The 21,391-nt window shown below is 67.3% G+C and carries 18 protein-coding genes; 9 read left to right on the forward strand and 9 right to left on the reverse strand.

The window, feature by feature from the left end; all coding sequences use genetic code 11:
- Window positions 1–2: 2 nt before the first annotated feature.
- From rplT to infC, 3 genes are all read right to left on the reverse strand, one after another.
- Window positions 3–392: a 50S ribosomal protein L20 gene (rplT, locus tag ABZ195_RS12230; protein WP_149482073.1), complete on the reverse strand. Its 390-nt coding sequence runs from the start codon at window positions 390–392 to the stop codon at window positions 3–5.
- 67 nt (window positions 393–459) lie between these two features.
- Window positions 460–654: a 50S ribosomal protein L35 gene (gene rpmI, locus ABZ195_RS12235; RefSeq protein ID WP_264040782.1), complete on the reverse strand. Its 195-nt coding sequence runs from the start codon at window positions 652–654 to the stop codon at window positions 460–462.
- 24 nt (window positions 655–678) lie between these two features.
- The gene (infC, locus tag ABZ195_RS12240) at window positions 679–1,314 is read right to left on the reverse strand and encodes a translation initiation factor IF-3 (protein WP_355218512.1); all 636 of its coding nucleotides are present in this window, start codon (window positions 1,312–1,314) and stop codon (window positions 679–681) included.
- A gap of 249 nt (window positions 1,315–1,563) precedes the next feature.
- Here infC and ABZ195_RS12245 point away from each other — a divergent pair, with 249 nt between their 5' ends.
- The 3 genes from ABZ195_RS12245 (at window position 1,564) to ABZ195_RS12255 (ending at window position 6,746) form a co-directional block, all read left to right on the forward strand.
- Entirely contained in the window at window positions 1,564–1,926 is a 363-nt protein-coding gene (locus ABZ195_RS12245; protein WP_355217964.1) for a DUF1844 domain-containing protein, read from the forward strand.
- 45 nt (window positions 1,927–1,971) lie between these two features.
- On the forward strand, window positions 1,972–5,274 hold the full coding sequence (gene lysX, locus ABZ195_RS12250; protein WP_355217966.1) for a bifunctional lysylphosphatidylglycerol synthetase/lysine--tRNA ligase LysX: 3,303 nt from the start codon (window positions 1,972–1,974) through the stop codon (window positions 5,272–5,274).
- Window positions 5,275–5,369: 95 nt separating this feature from the next.
- Window positions 5,370–6,746: an alpha/beta hydrolase-fold protein gene (locus tag ABZ195_RS12255; protein ID WP_355218514.1), complete on the forward strand. Its 1,377-nt coding sequence runs from the start codon at window positions 5,370–5,372 to the stop codon at window positions 6,744–6,746.
- Between the two features lie 77 nt (window positions 6,747–6,823).
- Here the strand turns inward: ABZ195_RS12255 and ABZ195_RS12260 are convergent, their stop codons facing one another.
- Window positions 6,824–8,494, reverse strand: a complete 1,671-nt coding sequence (locus tag ABZ195_RS12260) for an amidohydrolase family protein (protein WP_355218516.1) — start codon at window positions 8,492–8,494, stop codon at window positions 6,824–6,826.
- A 149-nt stretch (window positions 8,495–8,643) separates the two neighbouring features.
- Between ABZ195_RS12260 and ABZ195_RS12265 the strand changes: the two genes are divergently transcribed.
- From ABZ195_RS12265 to ABZ195_RS12280, 4 genes are read left to right on the forward strand one after another with little or no spacing between them, the layout of a single operon-like run.
- Window positions 8,644–10,020: an APC family permease gene (locus tag ABZ195_RS12265; RefSeq protein ID WP_355217967.1), complete on the forward strand. Its 1,377-nt coding sequence runs from the start codon at window positions 8,644–8,646 to the stop codon at window positions 10,018–10,020.
- 44 nt (window positions 10,021–10,064) lie between these two features.
- Window positions 10,065–11,414: a helix-turn-helix domain-containing protein gene (locus tag ABZ195_RS12270; RefSeq protein WP_355217969.1), complete on the forward strand. Its 1,350-nt coding sequence runs from the start codon at window positions 10,065–10,067 to the stop codon at window positions 11,412–11,414.
- Window positions 11,415–11,454: 40 nt separating this feature from the next.
- Entirely contained in the window at window positions 11,455–11,736 is a 282-nt protein-coding gene (locus ABZ195_RS12275) for a hypothetical protein (protein ID WP_355217971.1), read from the forward strand.
- 4 nt (window positions 11,737–11,740) lie between these two features.
- Window positions 11,741–12,919 (forward strand): winged helix DNA-binding domain-containing protein, encoded by a 1,179-nt coding sequence (locus ABZ195_RS12280; protein ID WP_355217973.1) that lies wholly within the window; start codon window positions 11,741–11,743, stop codon window positions 12,917–12,919.
- On the opposite strand, the gene uvrA is transcribed toward ABZ195_RS12280, so the two are convergent.
- Window positions 12,909–15,800: an excinuclease ABC subunit UvrA gene (uvrA, locus tag ABZ195_RS12285; protein WP_355217975.1), complete on the reverse strand. Its 2,892-nt coding sequence runs from the start codon at window positions 15,798–15,800 to the stop codon at window positions 12,909–12,911. The genes ABZ195_RS12280 and uvrA overlap by 11 nt on opposite strands.
- A gap of 120 nt (window positions 15,801–15,920) precedes the next feature.
- Here uvrA and ABZ195_RS12290 point away from each other — a divergent pair, with 120 nt between their 5' ends.
- A complete protein-coding gene (locus tag ABZ195_RS12290; RefSeq protein WP_355217977.1) occupies window positions 15,921–16,610 on the forward strand; it encodes an MBL fold metallo-hydrolase in 690 nt (229 codons plus the stop codon).
- Window positions 16,607–17,107 (forward strand): DUF427 domain-containing protein, encoded by a 501-nt coding sequence (locus ABZ195_RS12295; protein ID WP_355217979.1) that lies wholly within the window; start codon window positions 16,607–16,609, stop codon window positions 17,105–17,107. The genes ABZ195_RS12290 and ABZ195_RS12295 overlap by 4 nt, the downstream gene beginning before the upstream one ends.
- A 17-nt stretch (window positions 17,108–17,124) precedes the next feature.
- On the opposite strand, the gene ABZ195_RS12300 is transcribed toward ABZ195_RS12295, so the two are convergent.
- The 4 genes from ABZ195_RS12300 to ABZ195_RS12315 all read right to left on the reverse strand — a co-directional run bounded on the left by ABZ195_RS12300 (window position 17,125) and on the right by ABZ195_RS12315 (window position 21,349).
- Entirely contained in the window at window positions 17,125–17,568 is a 444-nt protein-coding gene (locus ABZ195_RS12300; RefSeq protein ID WP_264040797.1) for a universal stress protein, read from the reverse strand.
- 267 nt (window positions 17,569–17,835) lie between these two features.
- Complete coding sequence (locus tag ABZ195_RS12305) at window positions 17,836–19,467, reverse strand: UbiD family decarboxylase (RefSeq protein ID WP_355217981.1); 1,632 nt, start codon at window positions 19,465–19,467, stop codon at window positions 17,836–17,838.
- 10 nt (window positions 19,468–19,477) lie between these two features.
- The gene (locus tag ABZ195_RS12310; RefSeq protein ID WP_355217983.1) at window positions 19,478–19,903 is read right to left on the reverse strand and encodes an SRPBCC domain-containing protein; all 426 of its coding nucleotides are present in this window, start codon (window positions 19,901–19,903) and stop codon (window positions 19,478–19,480) included.
- The gene (locus tag ABZ195_RS12315; RefSeq protein WP_355217984.1) at window positions 19,904–21,349 is read right to left on the reverse strand and encodes a UbiD family decarboxylase; all 1,446 of its coding nucleotides are present in this window, start codon (window positions 21,347–21,349) and stop codon (window positions 19,904–19,906) included.
- Between the last annotated feature and the right edge of the window lie 42 nt (window positions 21,350–21,391).

A 21,391-nucleotide genomic window follows, 5' to 3' on the forward strand; every position in this document is an offset into this window, starting at 1 on the left:
TGTCAGGCGGCTTCGCCCGACGGTGCGTTCACGTCTTCGGGCAGAGCAGCCTTGGCGACCTCGACCAGGGCGGTGAACGCAGCCTCGTCGCTGATCGCGATCTCGGACAGGTTCTTGCGGTCGACCTCGACGCCGGCCAGCTTCAGCCCCTGGATCAACCGGTTGTAGGTGATTCCGTTGGCGCGGGCCGCGGCGTTGATGCGCGTGATCCACAGCTTGCGGAAGTCGCCCTTGCGGGCCTTGCGGTCACGGTAGGCGTAGGTCAAGGAGTGGAGCTGCTGCTCCTTGGCCTTGCGGTAGAGCCGTGACCGCTGGCCGCGGTAGCCCTTCGAAGCCTTCAGTACGGTACGCCGCTTCTTCTGGGCGTTTAGTGCGCGCTTGACGCGTGCCATGGGGTGTTCCTATCTCGAGCGGGTTCGGGGTGGGGAGCCTGCGAAAGGCTGGCAAATGCGAGTCAGGTCAGCCGTTGAGCATCTTGTTGATGCGCTTGGCGTCGTTGTCCGCCACCACGGTGCGGCCGTCGAGCCTGCGGGTGCGCTTGGTCGCCTTGTGCTCGAGAAGGTGCCGGCGACCGGCCTTCTGGCGCACGATCTTTCCGGTGCCGGTCTTCCGGAAACGCTTGGAAGCGCCGCTGTGGGTCTTGGCCTTGGGCATGGAGTCCTCGGTTCTAGTGGTGGATCAGTTCGTGGATGGAGCTGGTGGAGCGTCACTCGGCGGTGCCGCAGCCGGCTCGGCGGGAGCGGGGGCCGCGCGCTGCGCCTGAGGTGCAGCAGCGTCGTGTGCCGCTCGGGCCTTGGTCTTGGCGCCGCGGTGAGGTGCCAGCACCATCGTCATGTTGCGACCGTCTTGCTTGGCGGACGTCTCGACGAAGCCGTAGTCGGCCACGTCGGCGCCGAGCCGCTGCAAGAGTCGATAGCCCAGTTCGGGCCGCGACTGCTCACGGCCACGGAACATGATGGTCACCTTGACCTTGGACCCTGCTTCCAGGAAGCGGACGACGTGACCCTTCTTGGTCTCGTAGTCGTGGTCGTCGATCTTGGGTCGCAGCTTCTGTTCCTTGACGACGGTCTGCTGCTGGTTCTTGCGAGACTCGCGCTCCTTGAGTGCCGTCTCGTACTTGAACTTGCCGTAGTCCATGATCTTGCAGACTGGCGGCTTCGCAGCCGGAGCAACTTCGACGAGGTCGAGATCGGCATCCGCGGCGACGCGGAGGGCATCTTCGATGCGCACGATGCCTACCTGTTCACCGTTCGGTCCGATGAGACGGACTTCAGGTACACGTATGCGCTCGTTGATGCGGGTCTCAGTGCTGATGGGGCCTCCTATGTAGTCTTCGAGGAGTCCGCGCCATCAGCCATCCGCTCGACAGAGCGAAAAGGCCCTGTACATGACAGGGCCCGATGCCGACCGATCACGACTTTCGTCGCCTGCGCGGAACGCAGAACACCCACCTCGCGGCGGGTGTGACCGGACCGTTGGACCCTGGGGGTCAACGGTGGGAGCGGGACTCCACTTGCTGTCCTGGCGTAGGCCGGGACGGTCGCGCATGCCAGTCTAACAGGCATGACCGAGGTTCCCGAACTGCCCGAAGACACCGCTGACCCGACCGTCCGCGAACTCGCCGAAATTCCCGCCGTCGAGGTCATCACCAGGGCCGCGGTGATGCTGATGAGCGCCGCCGCCGAGAAGCTGGGTTTGTCGGAAGACGATCCCGACGAGTCGCCGCACCGCGACCTCGACGAGGCGCGACGACTCATCACGGCCCTGGCCGGTCTGGTGAAGGCGTCCGTGGAGTACCTGGGTCCGCATGCGGGACCGGTGCGCGACGGGCTCAAGCAGCTGCAGCTGGCGTTCCGAGAATCCTCGGCCTTCCCCGACGAGCCCGGTCATGGTCCCGGAGAGAAGTTCACCGGCCCCGTCTGGTAGCCACTGCCAACCATTTCGCGGGTTGACCGAATATTGTCGCGGCCTATGACGATGACTAGCTCCAGGCAGCATCGAACGTCGACGTTTCGGTGGGTGCCCGCCGCCGCGGGATGGCTCGTCGGCATCATCGCGACGCTGTCGTTGATCGCCAGCATCTCGCCGTTGGTGCGTTGGGTGATCAAGGTGCCGCGCGAGTGGGTCAACGACTACATCTTCAACTTCCCCGACACCAGCTTCGCCTGGGCGTTCGTGCTGGCACTGCTGGCGGCGGCGTTGGCCGCCCGCAAGAGCGTGGCCTGGTGGATCCTGGTGCTCTACATGGTCGCCGCGGTCGGCTGGAACGTCGGCGACCTGTCCACCGGCCCCGAGTCGGTGATGGAGGACATCGGCGAGGTCATCGGACTGGTGTTCCACGTCGTGGCCATCACCCTGCTGGTGCTGGCGCGCAAGGAGTTCTGGGCGAGGGTGCGACGAGGTGCCCTCATCAAGGCCGCGGCCACGTTGGCTGCCGGCATGGCGGTCGGCATCCTGGTCGGCTGGGGCTTGCTCGAGATGTTCCCGGGATCACTCGAACGCGACGAGCGCCTGTTGTACGCCGCCAACCGCGTCGTGGTCTTCGCCGGCGTCGATGCCGACGCCTTCGACGGCCACCACCCGCACGTGTTCGTCAACGCCTTGCTCGGCTTGTTCGGCGCAGTCGCGCTGATGGTCGCCGCCGTGGTGCTGTTCCAGTCGCAACGGGCCGAGAACGCGCTCACCGGTGAGGACGAGTCCGCCATCCGAGGGATGCTCGAGGTCTGGGGTAAGAACGACTCGCTCGGCTACTTCGCCACCCGCCGCGACAAGTCGGTCGTGTTCGCCCCCAACGGGCGTGCCGCGATCACCTACCGCGTGGAGGTCGGGGTCTGCCTGGCCAGTGGCGACCCCCTAGGAGACCCCCGGTCCTGGCAGGCCGCAATCGGCGCGTGGTTGACGCTGTGCCAGGCCTACGGGTGGGCACCGGGCGTGATGGGCGCGAGTGCCGCTGCGGCACAAGCCTTCCAGGAGGCCGGTCTCAACGCCCTCGAACTCGGCGATGAGGCAATCCTGTATCCGGACGGGTTCAAGCTGTCGGGCTCGGACATGAAGCCGGTGCGGCAGGCAGTGACGCGGGCGCGGCGGGCAGGTCTCACCGTCCGCATCCGCCGCCACCGCGATCTGACGCCGCAGGAGATGGCCGCGGTCATCAAGCGGGCCGACGACTGGCGCGACACCGAGACCGAACGCGGTTTCTCGATGGCGCTGGGTCGGCTCGGTGATCCGGCCGACGGCGACTGCATGCTGGTCGAGGCGGTCGACCCTCAGGAGCGCGTGGTGGCCATGCTGTCACTGGTGCCGTGGGGCACCAACGGCGCCTCACTGGACCTGATGCGGCGCTCACCCCAATCCCCCAACGGCACCAACGAGTTGATGGTCAGCGAGCTGTGCCTGCAGGGTGCGGACATCGGCATCACCCGCATCTCCTTGAACTTCGCCATGTTCCGGTCGGCCTTCGAGGAGGGCGCCCAACTCGGCGCTGGCCCGGTGCTGCGGCTGTGGCGGGCGCTGTTGGTGTTCTTCTCGCGCTGGTGGCAGCTGGAGACCCTGTACCGGTCGAACATGAAGTACATGCCCGAATGGGTGCCGCGCTTCGCGTGCTACGAGGACGCCCGCCTCGTGCCGCGGGTGGGCATCGCGTCGGTCATCGCCGAGGGCTTTCTGGTACTGCCGTTCAGCCGCCGAGCCGAACAGCACACCGGACAACACATCTCGGCTCCGGAGAACCTCGTGCTCTCGGGTCGGCTCCATCCCGACGGCAGCGCCCCCGACACGTCCGGGCTGGGGCTCGAGGGGCCGTCGGAGGATGCCGTCCACCGGCTTCCCGAGCAGGTCCGCGTCCGGATGGCCAAGCTCAAGGCCCTGCAGGACGAGGGCGTCGACGCCTATCCCGTCGGGAGTGCGCCCAGCCACACCGTTGCTCAGGCGCTGGAGACCACCGGCGAGACCGTCTCGGTCTCGGGTCGCGTACTGCGCCTGCGGGACTACGGGGCGGTACTGTTCGCCGACCTGCGCGACTGGTCTGCCGAAGTCCAACTGCTGCTGGATAATTCGCAATTGGCCCAGGGTCGAACGGCCGACTTCACCAAGGCCGTCGACCTCGGCGACCTCCTCGAGGTGACCGGCACCATGGGCGCCAGCAAGTCCGGTACGCCTTCGCTGCTCGTCGAGAAGTGGCGTCTGATCGGCAAGTGCCTGCGACCCCTGCCGGACAAGTGGAAGGGGTTGACCGACCAGGAGGCGCGGGTGCGCACCCGCTACGTCGACCTGGCCATCAACACCGAGTCGCGAGACCTCATCCGGGCGCGCAGCGCCGTGCTGCACGCAATCCGAGAGACATTGTTCGCCAAGGACTTCCTCGAAGTCGAGACGCCGATCCTGCAGCAGATCCACGGTGGCGCCAACGCGCGCCCGTTCGTCACGCACATCAACGCCTACGACTTGGCGCTCTACCTGCGGATCGCCCCTGAGCTCTACTTGAAACGGCTCTGCGTCGGCGGGGTGGAACGGGTCTTCGAGCTGGGACGGGCGTTCCGCAACGAGGGCGTCGACTTCAGCCACAACCCCGAATTCACCCTGCTGGAGGCCTATCAGGCACACGCCGACTACAACGTGTGGATCGACGGGTGCCGCGAGCTGATCCAGAACGCGGCGCTGGCGGCGAACGGCGCCCACGTCGTGATGCGGCCGCGGGCAGACGGAACGCTCGAGCCCGTCGACGTCTCCGGCGAGTGGGCCGTCAAGACAGTGCACGGCGCGGTGTCCGATGCGCTCGGCGAACACGTCGCGGCCGACACGGACCTGGCGACGCTGCGACGCTACGCCGACGCCGCGAAGATCCCGTACCAGACTCATTGGGATGCCGGCGCCGTCGTGCTGGAGATGTACGAGCACCTCGTCGAGGACCGCACCGAGAGCCCGACGTTCTACAAGGACTTCCCGACGTCGGTCTCCCCGCTGACCCGGCCGCACCGCAGCCAGCCCGGCGTCGCGGAGCGGTGGGACCTGGTGGCCTGGGGCGTCGAGCTGGGTACGGCCTACAGCGAACTGACCGATCCCGTCGAGCAACGCCGCCGACTGCAGGAGCAGTCGTTGCTCGCCGCCGGGGGCGACCCGGAGGCCATGGAGCTCGACGAGGACTTCCTGCAGGCCATGGAATACGCGATGCCGCCGACCGGTGGCCTGGGCATGGGCGTGGATCGCGTGGTCATGCTCATCACCGGCCGCAGCATCCGCGAGACCTTGCCCTTTCCGTTGGCCAAGCCCCGCTAGCGGGTTCACAGCCAACCGTCAGCTTCGCCGTCCACGATGACGTCGTGACATCGTGGTTGGCAGCCGGGGACTTTCGGCAACAGCACCTCTCGTTGATGCATGGCTGGTTGCCGCTGGTGATCCAAGCCCTCACCGTGGCAGTTCTGCTGGCCGCGATCGGCCGGCGCAGCCGACGCTGGGGCCTGGTGTGGCTTCCCGTCGCGCTCGCCGTCGGCGTCGCCCTCTCCGCGATCACCTACTGGGTCATCTCGTCGCAGGGCATGTCCGACGACCCGGCTCCCAACTTGCTGTGGGTTTGGCTCGTGGTGACGGGGTTTGCCGCAGTGGTGTTCGTCGCCGGCTGGCGCAACGCCGGCTGGGGCCGCCGCACGGCGTCGGCGGTCGGGTTGCCCATGTCGCTGCTGTGCGCGGCGCTGGCCCTGAACCTCTGGGTCGGTTACTTCCCCACCGTTCAGACCGCCTGGAACCAGCTCACCGAGGGACCACTTCCCGACCAGGCCGACCAGGCGACGGTCGTGGCGATGCAGACCAAGCACCAGGTGCCGGCCAAGGGTGTCGTCGTACCGGTGAACATCGACTCGTCGGCGTCGGGGTTCAAGCACCGCGGCGAGTTGGTGTACCTGCCGCCCGCCTACTTCGCGTCGAACCCGGCACCGCACCTTCCGACGCTGATGATGATCGGAGGCGAGTTCAACACCCCCGGGGACTGGCTGCGTGCCGGTGACGCGATCAAGACCGTCGACGACTACGCCTCCGCCAACGGCGGCAACGCGCCCGTGCTGGTGTTCGTCGACACCGGTGGTGCATTCAACAACGACACCGAGTGCGTGAACGGCCCGCGCGGCAACTCGGCCGACCACCTCACCAAGGACGTCGTGCCGTTCATGGAGTCGACCTACGGCGTGAGCACCAACCGGGCGAACTGGGGTCTGGTCGGCTGGTCCATGGGTGGCACCTGCGCCGTGGACCTGGCGACGATGCACCCGGACATGTTCTCCACGTTCGAGGACATCGCGGGTGACCTGGCCCCGAACTCGGGCAACAAGCAACAGACCGTCGACCGGCTCTTCGGCGGCAACGCCGCGGCCTATGCCTCCTTCGACCCGACCAGCGTGATCACCAAGCATGGTCGCTATCAAGGGGTCTCGGGGTGGTTCGACATCAACGGGTCGACCCCCTCCTCGGGCCCGACCGTCGTCAACGCGGTCAACTCCAACGGCACCGGCCTCGGAGGCAAGGACGCCTCGGTGCGCCTCAGCGACCAGGCGTCGGCAGCCAAGTCGCTGTGCGCGCTCGGTGCGGCCAACGGCATCCAGTGCGCCGTGGTGATGCAACCCGGCAAGCACGACTGGCCCTTCGCAGACCGCGCGTTCACGGCGGCGCTGCCCTGGCTGGCCGGCCAGGTCGGCACCCCGGGGGTACCGCGGTTGGGCCTGCCCGGTGCGGCTCCGCTCGCCTCGCACGTTCAGTAGTCGGGTTCCGCGGCGGGAGAGGACCAGGGCCGCCGCCGCGATGCCGATGCCCGATCCCAACATTCACGACGGCGCAGTCACAGCGACCCCGAGACCACGCGCCCCTCGAACACGACGGCGTCGCACTTGATGCTGCCCAGCGACTCCGCCGCGACGTCGAACGGCGAACCGTTCAACACCACGAGGTTCGCCACCTTGCCCACGGTGATCGAACCGAGCACGTCCTGCAGTCGGAGCTGGGTGGCCCCGTTGACGGTGTAGCCCTGCAGCAGCAGCTCGCGTGGAAGCTGAGCGTCCGAGGCCGGCCGGACACTGCCCGGGTAGGTCACCGGATCCAACGGAAACTCCGGGTCCACCCGCGTGGCGGCAACCTGCATGCCAAACATCGGCGCGGCTCTGTGCAATTCGTAACCGGTCACGACGTCGCTGCCGAAGGTCACGGTGGCTCCGCTCGCGGCGATCTCGTTGAAGCGGTACATCCGATTCCAGCGTTCCTCGCCGAGGTGCTCCTTGGCCTCCTCGCCGAAGTACCCGCCCGACCAGTGCGTGGTCCAGTTGACCAACATCCCCAACTCGGCAGGCCGCACCATGTCGGCCGGGTCGACGAGTTCGCAGTGGGCCACCGTCACCTGGATTCGCCACGCGTCACCCCGAGTCGCGATCCGTCGCCGGGCGGCTTCGACGGCGTCGCAGGCCACCCGAAAGGCGCGGTCGCCGACCAGATGCACGTGGACGTCGACGCACGCGTCGTTGCACAGCAGCAGACACTGCTCGAGTTCCTCGGTCTCCATGCCGATCTCGCCGAAGTGGTCGTGTGCGTGATTGCAGAGCGGGGCGATCACCGCGCTGTTGCCGCTCTCATTGGTTCCGTCCAGGAACAGCTTCACGGCGTTTACGCCGATGTGGGGGCGGCCGTATCTGGCCTGCAGGTCTGCCACGCGCGTCAGCACGGTCGGAAGGTCTCGCGAATTCGTGAACTGAACGGCCCCTTGGTAGTACACGTTCAGCTCGCCGCGGTCGTCGAGTTCGGTCAGCGACTCCATTATCTGCTCGTCGGCGAGCAGCGCCTCGAACACCGCCGTGACGCCATTGTCGGTCATGAAGTCGAAGAATGGCTTGATGCGCGCCGGGGTGAGCTCCTGGGGTGGGGTCCACCCGATGCGCTCGTACATCGCCTCGAGGAAGTGCCGATGGACGAATTCGCGCAGCAGTCCGGTGGGCTCGCCGTCCTCGTCGCGCACGAACATCTCGAGCCCCGGCACGGGATCCGGGGTGTCCTTGGTGACGCCCATCAGCTCGAGCATCTTGCCGTTGACCCAGTGCTCGTGTTCGCTGAAGTCTTGACACAGCACCGGGCGGTCGGACACCACGGCGTCGAGCAACTCCTTCGTGGGGCCGCCGTCGCGGAACGTAGCGCTCGGGTAGTACTCGAAGTACAGGAAGGGTGCCTCCGAGACCGGATGCTCGGCGGCGTAGTCGGCGATGAACCGCAGGATCTCGGCGACGTCGGTCGTCCACGGAAGCCGGACGTGCCAGAAGCTCTGCGACACCATCGACGGATGGGTATGGGCGTCCACGATTCCCGGAATCACCGTCCGCCCGCCGAGGTCGTACACCGGCAGGGACCCGACGTCGGGTCCCGCGCTGCGCTCGCCCACGTAGGTGATCTTCCCGCCCTCGACCACGACGGTGTCGGCCAGCGGCCGGCCCGCATCGGCGGTGTGCACCCGCGCGTTCGTCAACACCATTGCCACGTCGGCTCTCCTCACTCGTCGTGGGAAAGCTACTCACGGTGGCGCGGCGGAACACCCCCGTGCAGTCGGTTGAGCGTGATCGTCATGTCGGTCGAGCCGAATCGTGCTGTCGCGGCGACCCCGGCACTCCCTACATTCAGCGGATGACCGAACTCAAGCGGCTCCTGACACTGCGGCACCTGGTGGTGTTCGGCCTGGCGTACCTCGCGCCAACGGTGGTGTTCAACTACTTCGGCATCGTGACGACGCTGACCGGCGGCATGATGGCGCTGGCCTACGCCGCCACCACGGTGGTCATGTTCTTCACCGCCTACAGCTACGCGACGATGGTGCGGGCCTTCCCCGTGGCCGGCTCGGCGTACACCTACGTGCGCAAGGCCGTTCACCCCCACCTCGGTTTCCTCACCGGCTGGGTGATGCTGCTCGACTATCTGCTGCTGCCGATGGTGTGCTACCTGCTGGTCGCCATCTACATGAACGAATTCGTCCCCGCCGTTCCCGTGTGGGTGTGGATCGTGCTCGCCGCTGCCGTCGGGGCCGTCACGAATGTCTTCGGCGTCAAGATCGCCGGCCGGGTCAACTCCGTCGTGATCGGGGCGCAAATCCTGTTCTCGGTGGCCCTGGTCGTCATCGTGGCGGTCTACGTCACCGGTGGACGGGGCGCCGGCACGCTGTTCGACGGCGCGGCGGTGTTCGACGCCGCGAACTTCGACGGTTCGAAGGTGCTGTGGGCCGCGTCCATCCTGGCCGCGTCGTTCCTGGGCTTCGACGCCGTCTCGACCATGGCCGAGGACACCGTCGACCCGGCCACGACGGTGCCGCGCGCCGTGCTGATCGTTCCGATCGCCGCCGGCATCGGCTTCTCGGTCATCTCCTACTTCATGCAGCTTGCCTGGCCCAACGCCGCCAACGAGATTCAGGATCCCGACTCGGGAATCTTCGAACTGCTCGGCCGTCTCGGCGGTAACGCGCTGTCGACGGCGTTCCTCGTGACCGACAACCTCGCGAGCATGGTCTGTGCGATCGCCGGCTTGGCCGCGGCGTCGCGGATCCTCTACGGGATGGGTCGCGACGGTGCCCTCCCCCGCCGCTTCTTCGGCGTGCTCAGCGAACGGTTCCAGACGCCGGTCAACAACATCCTGCTGATGACGGGGATCGCGCTGACGGCGATCTTCTACGCGGACAACCTGATGGCCGCCGCGTCGCTGGTGGCCTTCGGTGCGCTGTGCGGCTTCGTGCTGGTCAACTATTCGGTCATCAGTCACTTCTTCATCCGCGGCCGGCGCCGCTCCGGCACCGATCTGATCCGCTACCTCGTCGTCCCCGGCCTGGGCATGTTCGTCTGCGCGGCGCTGCTGGTCAACGTCGACGTCTCGGCCAAGATCCTCGGCGGCGTCTGGCTCGCGCTCGGCATCGTCTATCTGGGCTTCTCCACCAAGGGCTTCCGGCGCCCGCCCGCCGAGATCGACATGGTCGAGGACGACGAGGCGACGGCGTCGACGACCGAACCCGTCAGCTGATCGGTTGCGTCGCGACCGTCGCGCGGCAGGACTACGTTTGACCGATGTTGGACGTGGTGACGGACTACGCGTCCGGCGCCAGGGTGCGCACGGACGTGCAGGCCATTCGGCGCACCGCGCTGCACGCCCATCCCAACGCACTCGAGATCGTGTACGTGCTGGCGGGTCGGCTGCACGTGCGAGTCAGCAGCGAGGACTTCGACCTCGACGCGGGCGACTACGTCGTGGTCAACCGCCTCGATCCCCACCTGCTCGAGGGCGACGACGAAAACGTCACGGCCATGGTGCATCTCGACCTCGCAGCGTTCACCGCGGTCGACCCGTTCGCCGACCAGATCATGTTCGCCTGCGAGTCCTTCGACCTGCCCCGGTATCGACGGCAGGAGGAGTTGCTGCGAGGGTTCCTGCTCGACGTCGTCGACCTCGCCGTGATCACGCCGTCCCCGGCCCGACTCGACACGCGGGCGGCCGACCTCGTCCGGCTGCTCTGCACCGGCTACGCGATCGAGAACTACTACCAACGGGACCGGGAGCCAACCGAGGCCCAGCGGGCCAAGCTGCACGGCATCGTCGCCGCGATGCGGACGCATCTGGCCAGCCGAGACGCCCTGGAGGACGTCGCGGCCGCCCACCACTACTCGAAGTCCTACGTGTCCCACTTCGTGAAGAACACGGCCGCCTTCAGCTTCAGCAGCATGTTGACCGCGACTCGGGTCATGCACGCCGAACGATTGCTCCTGCTCACCGACGACACCGTGCGCGACGTGTCGACGCAGTGCGGATTCTCCGACGTCAAGTACTTCACTCGCTCCTTCGCCGATTGGTTCAAGCAGACCCCGGCGGAGTACCGCGCCCGGTACCGCCCACTTGCTTGGCGTGACGACTCGTGCGAACCCGTCGACGCGGAGACCACCGCCACGCTCGTCGCGCAGCACCGCAGCCGCGTGGCCTCCCCGACCGACCCGCCGCGACTGTCCATCACGCCGATCGTGCTCAAGAACGTCGGCTCGCGTGCCGACCTCCTCGCCAGGATCGGCACGTTCGACCACGCCGACGGCGTGCCCGTCAGATCGGCGACGGCGCCGCCGCCGCGCCGTCATCTCCTGCCGATGCGCGTCCGTGACGCCGATCTCGACGGCGACCACCTCGTCCAGATCCTGGCGTCGTCCACCGGCAACGACGCCACGCCGTGTCTGGTGGTCGAGTACTCGGGTCGCACCTCCACGATCGCCGCCCTGGCGAAGCTGGCCACGCTGCTTCGCCGGGCCGGCGACATCGAGGCCGAGGTGTGGCTCTTCTACACCGGAGCGCGGGCGCGGGTCGCGGTCGACGACGTGATCGACGTCGTCGAGCACGAGCACGGCCTAACGCCCCGGGCCGTGATGGTCACCTGAACGACGCGATCTCGCCGATCGCGGCGGTACCGTGACAGGCGTGGGAGACCCCGAGGACATCGTGGACGCGGAGATCGTGCCCGACCCGCGGGCCCCGGCGCCGCCGGACACCGGGTACACCGAGAGCGGCGTGCCGACCTTCGAGTCCGTCCGCGAGAAGATCGAGACCAGGCTCGGCACGGCGGTCGGTTCGTCGGAACTGGCGTCGGAGACCCCCGAAGGCCGTGAGGTCGAGGAACGCTACGAGGCTCGGCAGCGCGCGGCTCACGACCGTCTCGAGCAGATCAGGGCCTCGATGCGCGACGAATCGGATCGAACCTGACGTCGTGCGCTCCTTCACCGTGGAGGAACGACGCGCCCGGCTGGGACGGCGACACTTCCTGGCCGAGTCCACCGATCGCTCGATCGCCGACCTCGCCAGCTCCTTCGTCGGTCTGCACGCCACCGACCCGGCCACGCCCTACCTCTCACTGTGGGCCCGCTGCAACGGTTTTCGGGTGGCCGACCTCGATGCGGCCCTCTACACCGACCGCATGGTGGTCAAGCATCTGGCGATGAGGCGCACGCTGTGGGTGTTCGACACCGCCGACCTGCCCGCCGTGCAGGTGGCCGCGAGCGACCGCGTCGCGGCCACCGAACGCAAGAAGCTGGTCGCCGACGTCGTCAAGGCGGGAATCGCCGACGACGGTGACGCCTGGTTGTCGCGGGCCGCCCGAGCGGTCCGCGCCCACCTCGACGTACACGGCCACGCCAGCGCCTCGGAGCTCCGGCTCGCGCTGCCCGAGTTGGCGGGCACCTACAACCCCGCTCCCGGCAAGGCCTATGGGGTCGAGGGACCCATCTCGCCCCGCGTCCTGACCGTGCTGGGCGTCGAGGGTCACATCGTCCGCGGCCCCAACGACGGCGGGTGGACGACCTCGCGTCCGAAGTGGACGTCGGCGACCCGGTGGCTGGACCGCGGGGCGGAACTCGACCACGACGCGGGGCGGGTGGCGCTGCTCCGAGCGTACCTTCGGAGGTTCGGGCCGGCGACGGTGACCGACGTCAAGTGGTTCTTCGGCCAGACGCTCGGCTGGACCCGAGACGGTCTGCGCGACGTCGGTGCGGTCGAGGTCGACCTGGCCGGGACGCCGGGTTATGCGCTGGCCGACGACCTCGAACCCGAGATCTCGTCCGAGCGGTGGTGTGCGCTGCTGCCCGGCCTCGACGTCACCACGATGGGTTGGAAGCAACGGGACTGGTACCTCGGCGCGCACGAGGCCGAGGTGTTCGACCGCAACGGCAACGGTGGACCCACCGCGTGGTGCGACGGCCGCATCGTCGGAGCATGGACCCAGGACGCCGACGGCCGAGTCGTCGTCCGCCTCGTCGAGGCCGTCGACGCCACGGCCTCGAAGGCCTTGGCGCACGAGGCCGACGAGCTCACCGACTGGCTGGGCGGGGTGCGCATCGCACCGCGATTTCCCTCGCCCGTGACGAAGTCTGGCGCGGTCGCTAGGCGCTGACCTTGCGCCGCTTCTTCGCAGGTGCCGGTTGCGGCAGCAGTTCGGTGAGGAACTGCCCGGTGTAGCTCTCCGCGACCGCGGCCACGTCCTCCGGGGTGCCCTGTGCGACGACCGTGCCGCCTCCGCCGCCGCCCTCGGGACCCATGTCGACGACCCAGTCCGAGGTCTTGATGACGTCGAGGTTGTGCTCGATGACGATGACGGTGTTGCCCTTGTCGACCAGGCCGTTGATGACCTTGAGCAGCTTGCGGATGTCCTCGAAGTGCAGACCGGTGGTCGGTTCGTCGAGCACGTAGACGGTGCGCCCGGTGGATCGCTTCTGCAGCTCGGCGGCCAGTTTCACGCGCTGGGCCTCGCCGCCGGACAGCGTCGGCGCGGGCTGCCCCAGTCGCACGTAACCCAGACCGACGTCGACCAGGGTCTTGAGGTAGCGGTGAATCGACGTGATCGGCTCGAAGAAGTCGGTGGCCTCCTCGATCGGCATGTCGAGGACCTCGGAGATGGTCTTGCCCTTGTAGTGCACCTCGAGGGTCTCGCGGTTGTACCTCGCGCCGTGGCACACCTCGCACGGCACGTAGACGTCGGGCAGGAAGTTCATCTCGATCTTGATGGTGCCGTCACCCGAGCATGCCTCGCAGCGCCCGCCCTTGACGTTGAACGAGAAACGACCCGGCTGATAGCCGCGCACCTTGGCCTCGGTGGTGGCCGCGAAGAGCGTGCGGATCTTGTCGAACACCCCCGTGTAGGTCGCGGGGTTAGATCGCGGCGTCCGGCCGATCGGCGACTGGTCGACGCGGACCAGCTTGTCGAGTTGGTCTACGCCGTTGATGCGGAGGTGGCGACCGGGCACCTGACGGGCGCCGTTGAGCTTGTTGGCCAGCACCGACGCGAGGATGTCGTTGACCAGGGTGGACTTGCCCGATCCGGACACGCCGGTGACCGAGGTCAGCACGCCCAGAGGGAAGGAGACGTCGATCTCCCTGAGGTTGTTCTCCCGCGCCCCGACCACCGTCAGCTGGCGCTTGCGGTCCACCGGACGCCGGATCGCCGGAACCTCGATGCTCTCCTTGCCGGAAAGGTATGCACCGGTGATGGATTCGGGGTTGGTCAGCAGATCGGCGTAGGTGCCGCTGTGCACGATGTGACCACCGTGCTCCCCCGCCGCGGGTCCGATGTCGACCACCCAGTCGGCGTGGGCGATGGTGTCGAGGTCGTGCTCGACGACGATCAACGTGTTGCCCAGGTCCCGTAGCCGAACCAGCGTGTCGATCAACCGCCGGTTGTCGCGCTGATGCAGGCCGATCGACGGTTCGTCGAGGACGTAGAGCACGCCGGCCAAGCCAGAGCCGATCTGCGTGGCCAGCCGAATGCGTTGCGCCTCACCGCCGGAGAGCGTGCCCGCCGCCCTCGACAAGGTCAGGTAGTCGAGTCCGACGTCGAGCAGGAAGCCCAGCCGGGACTGCACTTCCTTGAGCACCTGCCCGGCGATCGCGTGCTCGCGGACGCCGAGGGTCAACGCGTTGAGGAACTTCGAGCAGTCGGCGATCGACAGCTCGCACACCTGCGCGATCGACTTCGCGTCGTCCGCCGCCGCGAGCGTGACGGCGAGGATCTCGGGCTTGAGCCGGGTGCCCTCGCAGACCGGACACGGCACGTCGCGCATGAAGCCGTCGTAGCGTTCCTTCATCTGCTCGGATTCGGTCTGCTCCATGCGGCGGTGCAGGAACGCCATCACGCCCTCGAAATCGGCGTAGTACGAACGGGTGCGCCCGTAGCGGTTCTTGTACCGCACGTGCACCTGCTCGTCGCATCCCTCGAGGATCGACTTGCGAGCCTTGGCGGGCAGTTTGCGCCACGGGGTGTCGACGTCGAAGCCCAGTGCCTCGCCGAGACCCGCCAGCATGCGGGTGAAGTAGTCGGCGTTGTGCCCCATGGACCACGGCGCGATGGCCCCCTCGGCCAGCGTCAGCTCGGGATCGGGCACCACCAGTTCGGGGTCGACCTCCTTGCGGATGCCGAGCCCCGCGCACTCGGGGCACGCACCGTACGGGGAGTTGAAGGAGAACGACCGCGGCTCCAGGTCGTCGACCGCCAGGGCGTGGCCGTTCGGGCAAGCAAGCTTCTCGGAGAATCGCTGCTCGCGGTGGGGGGCGTCCTCGTCCGCGTCGACGAAGTCGAGCACCAGGATGCCGTCGGCCAGACCGAGCGCCGTCTCGACGGAGTCGGTGAGGCGCTGCTTGGAACTCGCCTTGACGCTGAGGCGGTCGACGACCACCTCGATGTCGTGCTTCTCCTGCTTCTTCAACTTCGGCGGGTCGGTCAGGGTGTGGACGACGCCGTCGACGCGAACCCGGCTGTACCCCTGCGAGTTGAGCTTCTCGAACAGGTCGACGAATTCGCCCTTGCGGGTGCGCACGACGGGGGCGAGCACCTGAAACCGCGTGCCCTCCTCCATGGCGAGCACCTGGTCGACGATCTGCTGCGGCGTCTGCCGGGCGATGCGCTCGCCGCAGACCGGACAGTGCGCCGTGCCGGCGCGGGCGTACAGCAAGCGCAGGTAGTCGTAGACCTCGGTGATGGTCCCGACGGTCGAGCGTGGATTGCGGTTGGTCGACTTCTGGTCGATGGACACCGCGGGCGAGAGACCCTCGATGAAGTCGACGTCCGGCTTGTCCATCTGCCCGAGGAACTGCCGTGCATACGCCGAGAGCGACTCGACGTAGCGGCGCTGGCCTTCGGCGAAGATGGTGTCGAAGGCCAGCGACGACTTGCCGGACCCGGACAGCCCGGTGAAGACGATCAACGAATCGCGCGGCAGGTCTAGGTCGACGTTTCGCAGGTTGTGCTCGCGCGCACCCTTGACTATCAGGCGGTCAGCCAACTGATATCTCTCCTGGTCCGATGGTGCGCCCCAACCCGCTCGAAGCGCACCGCGCTCATGGTATGTCCAACCCCCGACAAGTCCGAGCCGCGTCCCGGCCCACCCCGTACCGTGGGAGTCATGACTGGCCAAGGAACTTCCGTCGCCGACGACTACACCGGCCACGTCGAACCCGGCACGGCGGCGCGCCGAACCCTGCCGGGTGCGACGATCTTGAAGGCCTCGGTCGGTCCCATGGACAACAACGCGTACTTGGTGACGTGTTCCCAGACTGGTGAGACGCTACTCGTCGACGCCGCAAACGACGCCGCCGTCCTGCTGGACCTGGTCGAGCGCTACGCCCCGACGCTGTCGCTGGTGGTGACGACGCATCAGCACGGCGACCACTGGCAGGCACTGGCCGAGGTGGCCGGGGCCACCGGTGTCCCGACCGCCGCGCACCAACTCGACGCCGAACCGCTGCCCGTCCCGCCGGACCGCATCCTGTCCCACGGCGACACCCTCGAGGTCGGTGAGCTCACCTTCGACGTCATCCACCTTCAGGGCCACACCGAGGGATCGGTGGCTCTGGCGCTGCGCGGCCCTGCCGCAGGCGACGCCGTGCATCTGTTCACCGGTGACTGCCTGTTCCCCGGTGGTGTCGGGAAGACGTGGCGCGACGGCGACTTCGAGCGGTTGCTCGGTGACGTGACGACGCGCCTGTTCGACGTCTACCCCGACTCGACCGTGGTGTATCCGGGTCACGGCGACGACACCACCCTCGGCGCCGAACGGCCCCACGTCGGCGAGTGGAAGGAGCGGGGCTGGTGAGCGGTTGGCCGAAACCCGACGAGATCCGTCCCGGTGAGGAGTCGGTCTGGGACTACCCGCGGCCCCCTCGACTGGAGACGTTCGCCGGCTCGATCACCGTGGAGCTGGGCGGGGAGACCATCGCCTCGACCGACCGCGGATGGCGGGTCCTCGAGACCAGTCATCCACCGACCTACTACATTCCCGCGTCGGCGTTCCGCGACGGCGCCCTGCGCCCGGCGCCGGGATCGTCGTGGTGCGAGTGGAAGGGCGTGGCGTCCTACTTCGATCTGATCGCGGGCGACCACCTGGCCGAACGAGCCGGCTGGACGTATTTCGAACCCACACGGGGCTTCGAGGCGATCGCGGGCGCCGTCGCCGTGATGGCGGCGCAGGTCGACCGCTGCACCGTCAACGGCGAACGGGTCGAGGCGCAACCCGGTGGCTTCTACGGCGGGTGGATCACCAGCTGGGTGAAGGGCCCGTTCAAGGGCATCCCGGGATCCAGGGGCTGGTAGGCCCCCGGACCGACGCGTCAGGACGTGTGGACGATGAGGACGTCAGACTTGGAACGACGTGCCACGTTGGCGGGCACCGAGCCCAGCAGCCGGCCTGCGATGGTGCTCAGGCCGACATTGCCCACCACCAGCAGGTCGGCCTTGATCTCCTCGGCGAGGTCGACCAGGGCGTCGACCGGGGCACCGACGACGGCCTTCTCGTCGACGTCCTTGGCGCCGGCCGTGTGGGCACGGTCGCGGGCTTCGCGCAGGATCGCGTAGATGGGGGCGTTGCCCGCCATCTTGTATCCCTCGTCCTTGAGGACGTCGGCGGCCCGGGAGTCTTCGCTCTGCGGGAAGTACGCCGTGGCCACGATGAGCTTCGCGCCCGCCCCTGCGGCGATCTGCGCAGCCCGGTCTACCGCGCGCAGCGATGAATCCGAACCGTCAGTGCCGACCAAAACGGTCTGATAGGCGCCCATTCATGCCCTCCAGTGTCGATTGCCAAGCCACCCGAGACAGTAGCCCTTCGCCAGGCGGCACGGGCCGATTCGCTCGGATGGCACTGGTGCTGCCGGGCTGATCGTAACGGTAGCCGCCACCGGAACGCCGGTGCCGGTGAGCAACCCTACGACTCGTGACCTGGCGAGGGCCGGATCGCTTCGGTGGCTCGAACGTGAGCCAGGTCATCGGCAGGGCCGACTAACGGATCGAACGGGCACGCCCGCAACGACTTTGGGGACCGAGAATCAGTCGCGGTGCCGCGGGTCGAAGTTCGACGGCGCGCCCTCATCGACGGTGACGGCGAAGTCGGTGTCGGAGAACGTGTAGCGATACCACGGTTCGTCGGCGCAGCGCCCCAGCCGGTGTCGGAGATTGCTGAAGGCCCCGTACACCGTTCGATAGGGCTGACCGTTGAAGTGCTGCAGGATCTCCTTCCAGGTGCGGGGAGCCTTGCGGATGAGTGTCTCCATCGCTGCGGTCAATTGCTCCTCGGACAGTGCGACGACATCCGGGGGTGGGTCGCCCAATTCGAAGACCGTGCTGCGGTCGAAGTGCGAACGGACGAACTTCGGCCCGATCGGAATGGTGCAGTCGAGACCGATCTTCGAGGCCGTTCCCGGCGCGGCATCCTCGGCGATCATCGGGTCGACGGTCATCGTGTTGCCGCTTCCGATGGTCACCGTGTCCAGGTGCGGCATGTAGCGGAACGCCATCGCGAACTGCACCGCGTTGTCGTCCCAGATGTCGACGTCCTCGTCGAACACCATCGCGATCTTCGGCAGTCCCTGCTTGGAACACGTCAGCATCACGCCGAGGGCCTGCTTCGCGTCACCCGCGCCGCGCGTGTTGATCTTCGCGTAGGCGATGTTCGATAGCCCGCCCAGCGGCGCCCGCACCTCCTTGACGTCGATTCCGGCCATCGCGAGGCCACCGTAGAGGTCCGATTCGATCATCGGCAGCTGAAGCATGTTGTCGGTGTACCAGGGGTGCTCTCCGCCGATGGTCGCGTGCTGGAAGATGCCGCCCCTGCGGAACGTCATCGCCGTGACCACGGCTCGGAAGTTGGCCTTGATGCCACCGCCGTACATCCCGGTGAACTCGCCGTAGGGCCCCTCGTCATGGGTCAACCCCTCGGTGGCCATCAGCCGGCACTCGATGACGATCTCCGCATTGGCCGGTACCAACAGGTCGACGGTCTCGCACTTCACCAACTTCGCGGGGTGGCCGTAGAAGTTGCCGAGGACCTCGAAGTCGTCGGTGCCCGGCGGCACCCCCGTCAGAGCGGCGACCTTGTCCACCAGCGGCCCGCCCAGCACGATCGCGAGTTCGAGATCCTGGCCCTTGGCCTGTGCCGCTTGGGCATTCAACCGTGCACGATGCGACGTGCAGGTCATGTCGAACATCTTCTCGGTCTTCGACCGGAACATGCTGCGATAGATGCCCCAGTCATAGACGCCGGTGTCGGGGTGCTTGCTGACCACCAGGTTGTCGTTGGTGTAGGCGTGGCCGTCGCGGTCGTGGTGCAGGAACAGCGGCAAGCGGGTCAGGTCGACGTCGTCGCCGAGCAGGATGACCTCCTTGCACGGCGCCGTGTCGACCACCACCGGCGGGATCCGGCCCTTGCCGAGCTCGACCATGCGACGGCCCGTCTCACTCTTGGCGCAGCCCAGTGCCCATGCGGTTTGATCCTGGTTCGAATAGGCGTTGGCCAGGAACTGGAACTCGCAGTCGGTGACCTTCTCCACCAAGACCGCGGTCAGCGGATGTGCCTCCATGACGGCGGGCAGCTCGTCGACCCGCTTTTCCTCCGTCACCCGGACGAGTAGCCCCGCCTTCTCCATGTCGTCGACGAAGTCACTCAGGCTTTGTTGCGGCATGGCAGGCCCCTCATTCGAATGCTGTTGCTGCGGTGCCGGTCTCGACGAACGTGCGGAGGTGATGCAGCAGGACACCCCAGGTGGTGTTGCACTTGCGAAAGTTGCCGTGCGTCCCCGGCCAGCCGGCATGCACGTGCTCGAGGAGCACCCTGTCGTCGTCGGTCTCGGACAGGACGAAGGTCGCCGTGGTACCGACCGAATCACCGGGGCCACGGGTGCATCGCCACCCGACCTCGCGGTTGGGCTCGGAAGTGAGTACAACCCAGGCGAATTCGGGATGGTCGGCGAAGGTGAACACCCACTCGCTGCCGACTTCGCCGGTGCCCGTCGCGGTCGGGGTGTGCCAACCCTTGACACCCTCGAGGGTCGTCAGCGCCTCGAATACCCGATCCGGAGACGACGAGATCCTCAGCTCGTGCTCGATCTGATGCACCATCTACTTGCCTCCGTCGAGTTCCGGGAAGTCGTAGTCGCGCCAACCGGGCACGTCGGCCACCTCGACGAACTCGCGCCCGTGTTCGGCGACCGAGGGTCCGCACGCGTCGCCCGCGACCTTGACCACGGTGCCGTAGGGGTACGTCGCGTCGATGCCGAGGGCCGAACCGGTGCGGCGGTCGGGTGGTAGAGACTCGTCCAACGTGGGGTCCAGCGGGCCGCCGGGCAGGTGGTCGACGATGATGACGTCGCGAGCCGGTTGCGACCGGAAGGCCAAGGCCCACTCGACCTCTCCGGAGTTCTGCACGTCGACGTCGGGGTCGACGACGATGACCGTCTTGGGCCGCACGTTGGAACCCATCGCGGCGAGAATGGCATTGCGCGCCTCACCGGCGAAGCGGGGACGCATGGCCATCACGACGCGAAAGTTCACCCCACCCGACGGCGGTATGGCGACGCGTTCGATCGTCGGGAAGGTCTGCTGCATCGACCTCAGGAACGAGGCTTCGAACGCCAACTGCTTGAGGACGTGGTTCTCGGTGGTGGGCTTGCCCGTCAGCAGTGCCTGGAAGTAGGGCTTGTCGCGATGAGTGAGCGCGAGGGGACGCGCGATCGGCTTCATCGAACCGGGTGTGTAGTACCCCGTGTACTCGCCGAGAGGGCCCTCGAAGACGGTGGTGGCGAAGTCCACTTCGAACTCGACGACGAACTCGGCGTGCGCAGGAACTTCGAGATCGATCGTTCGACACTTCACCAACTCGACCGGTGCCCCGCGCAGTCCGCCGGCAACCTCGAAGTCGTCGGTGTCGTCGGGCACCTGGATGGGACCGGTGTAGGCGAGCATCGGGTCGACGCCGATCACCAACGCGGCGTGGAAGGTCTGCTGGCCCAACGCCGCGGCCTTGGCCAAGTTCTTCCCGAAGCGGTGGTTGGGCATCGCGAGGAAGGACAGGGTGTGCGCGTCGACGACTTCGAACCGGTAGTGGCCGATGTCGGGCACACCGGTTTCGGGGTCGCGGCTGACGACGATGCCCGGGGTGATGTAGGGGCCGCCGTCGTCCGGGCTGTAGGTCGGCACGGGCAACGCCGTCAGGTCGACGTCCGCTCCCAGGATGACGTTCTGGTGCACGGGCGCATCGTCGACGACGACGGGCGCGATCCGGCGCGCCAGCCCCTCCAGGATGCGACCCATCACGGCGTCCTCGTCGCTTTCGTAGGCGATCAGCGCCTTTGCTCTCGAGTTGTAGACGCCCCCCACCAATGGGAAGTCGGTTCCGGTCTGGTTGAAGACGATGGCCGGACCAGCAACCGACGCGCTCTTGCGCAGCGCCTTGGCGACCTCGAACTCCAGCGCCACGGGTCTGTCGACGTCGATCAGTTCGCCGTGTTTGCGCAACGCATCGAGGAACTCTCGAAAATCGTGGAACGGCACAGCAGTATGCCCCATACTCGTCGACAGAAGGTGAGCAGCAAATCAAGGTCAATCGTG

The sequence above is a fragment of the Mycobacterium sp. NPDC006124 genome (genome assembly GCF_040614235.1).
GTDB lineage: Bacteria > Actinomycetota > Actinomycetes > Mycobacteriales > Mycobacteriaceae > Mycobacterium.

Excerpts from the sequence above, each read along its gene's own strand:
- rplT (WP_149482073.1), bottom strand. The coding sequence starts at position 392 with ATGGCACGCGTCAAGCGCGCACTAAACGCCCAGAAGAAGCGGCGTACC.
- rpmI (WP_264040782.1), bottom strand. The coding sequence starts at position 654 with ATGCCCAAGGCCAAGACCCACAGCGGCGCTTCCAAGCGTTTCCGGAAG.
- ABZ195_RS12245 (WP_355217964.1), top strand. The coding sequence starts at position 1,564 with ATGACCGAGGTTCCCGAACTGCCCGAAGACACCGCTGACCCGACCGTC.
- lysX (WP_355217966.1), top strand. The coding sequence starts at position 1,972 with ATGACGATGACTAGCTCCAGGCAGCATCGAACGTCGACGTTTCGGTGG.
- ABZ195_RS12255 (WP_355218514.1), top strand. The coding sequence starts at position 5,370 with ATGCATGGCTGGTTGCCGCTGGTGATCCAAGCCCTCACCGTGGCAGTT.
- ABZ195_RS12260 (WP_355218516.1), bottom strand. The coding sequence starts at position 8,494 with ATGGTGTTGACGAACGCGCGGGTGCACACCGCCGATGCGGGCCGGCCG.
- ABZ195_RS12265 (WP_355217967.1), top strand. The coding sequence starts at position 8,644 with ATGACCGAACTCAAGCGGCTCCTGACACTGCGGCACCTGGTGGTGTTC.
- ABZ195_RS12270 (WP_355217969.1), top strand. The coding sequence starts at position 10,065 with ATGTTGGACGTGGTGACGGACTACGCGTCCGGCGCCAGGGTGCGCACG.
- ABZ195_RS12290 (WP_355217977.1), top strand. The coding sequence starts at position 15,921 with ATGACTGGCCAAGGAACTTCCGTCGCCGACGACTACACCGGCCACGTC.
- ABZ195_RS12300 (WP_264040797.1), bottom strand. The coding sequence starts at position 17,568 with ATGGGCGCCTATCAGACCGTTTTGGTCGGCACTGACGGTTCGGATTCA.
- ABZ195_RS12305 (WP_355217981.1), bottom strand. The coding sequence starts at position 19,467 with ATGCCGCAACAAAGCCTGAGTGACTTCGTCGACGACATGGAGAAGGCG.
- ABZ195_RS12310 (WP_355217983.1), bottom strand. The coding sequence starts at position 19,903 with ATGGTGCATCAGATCGAGCACGAGCTGAGGATCTCGTCGTCTCCGGAT.
- ABZ195_RS12315 (WP_355217984.1), bottom strand. The coding sequence starts at position 21,349 with ATGGGGCATACTGCTGTGCCGTTCCACGATTTTCGAGAGTTCCTCGAT.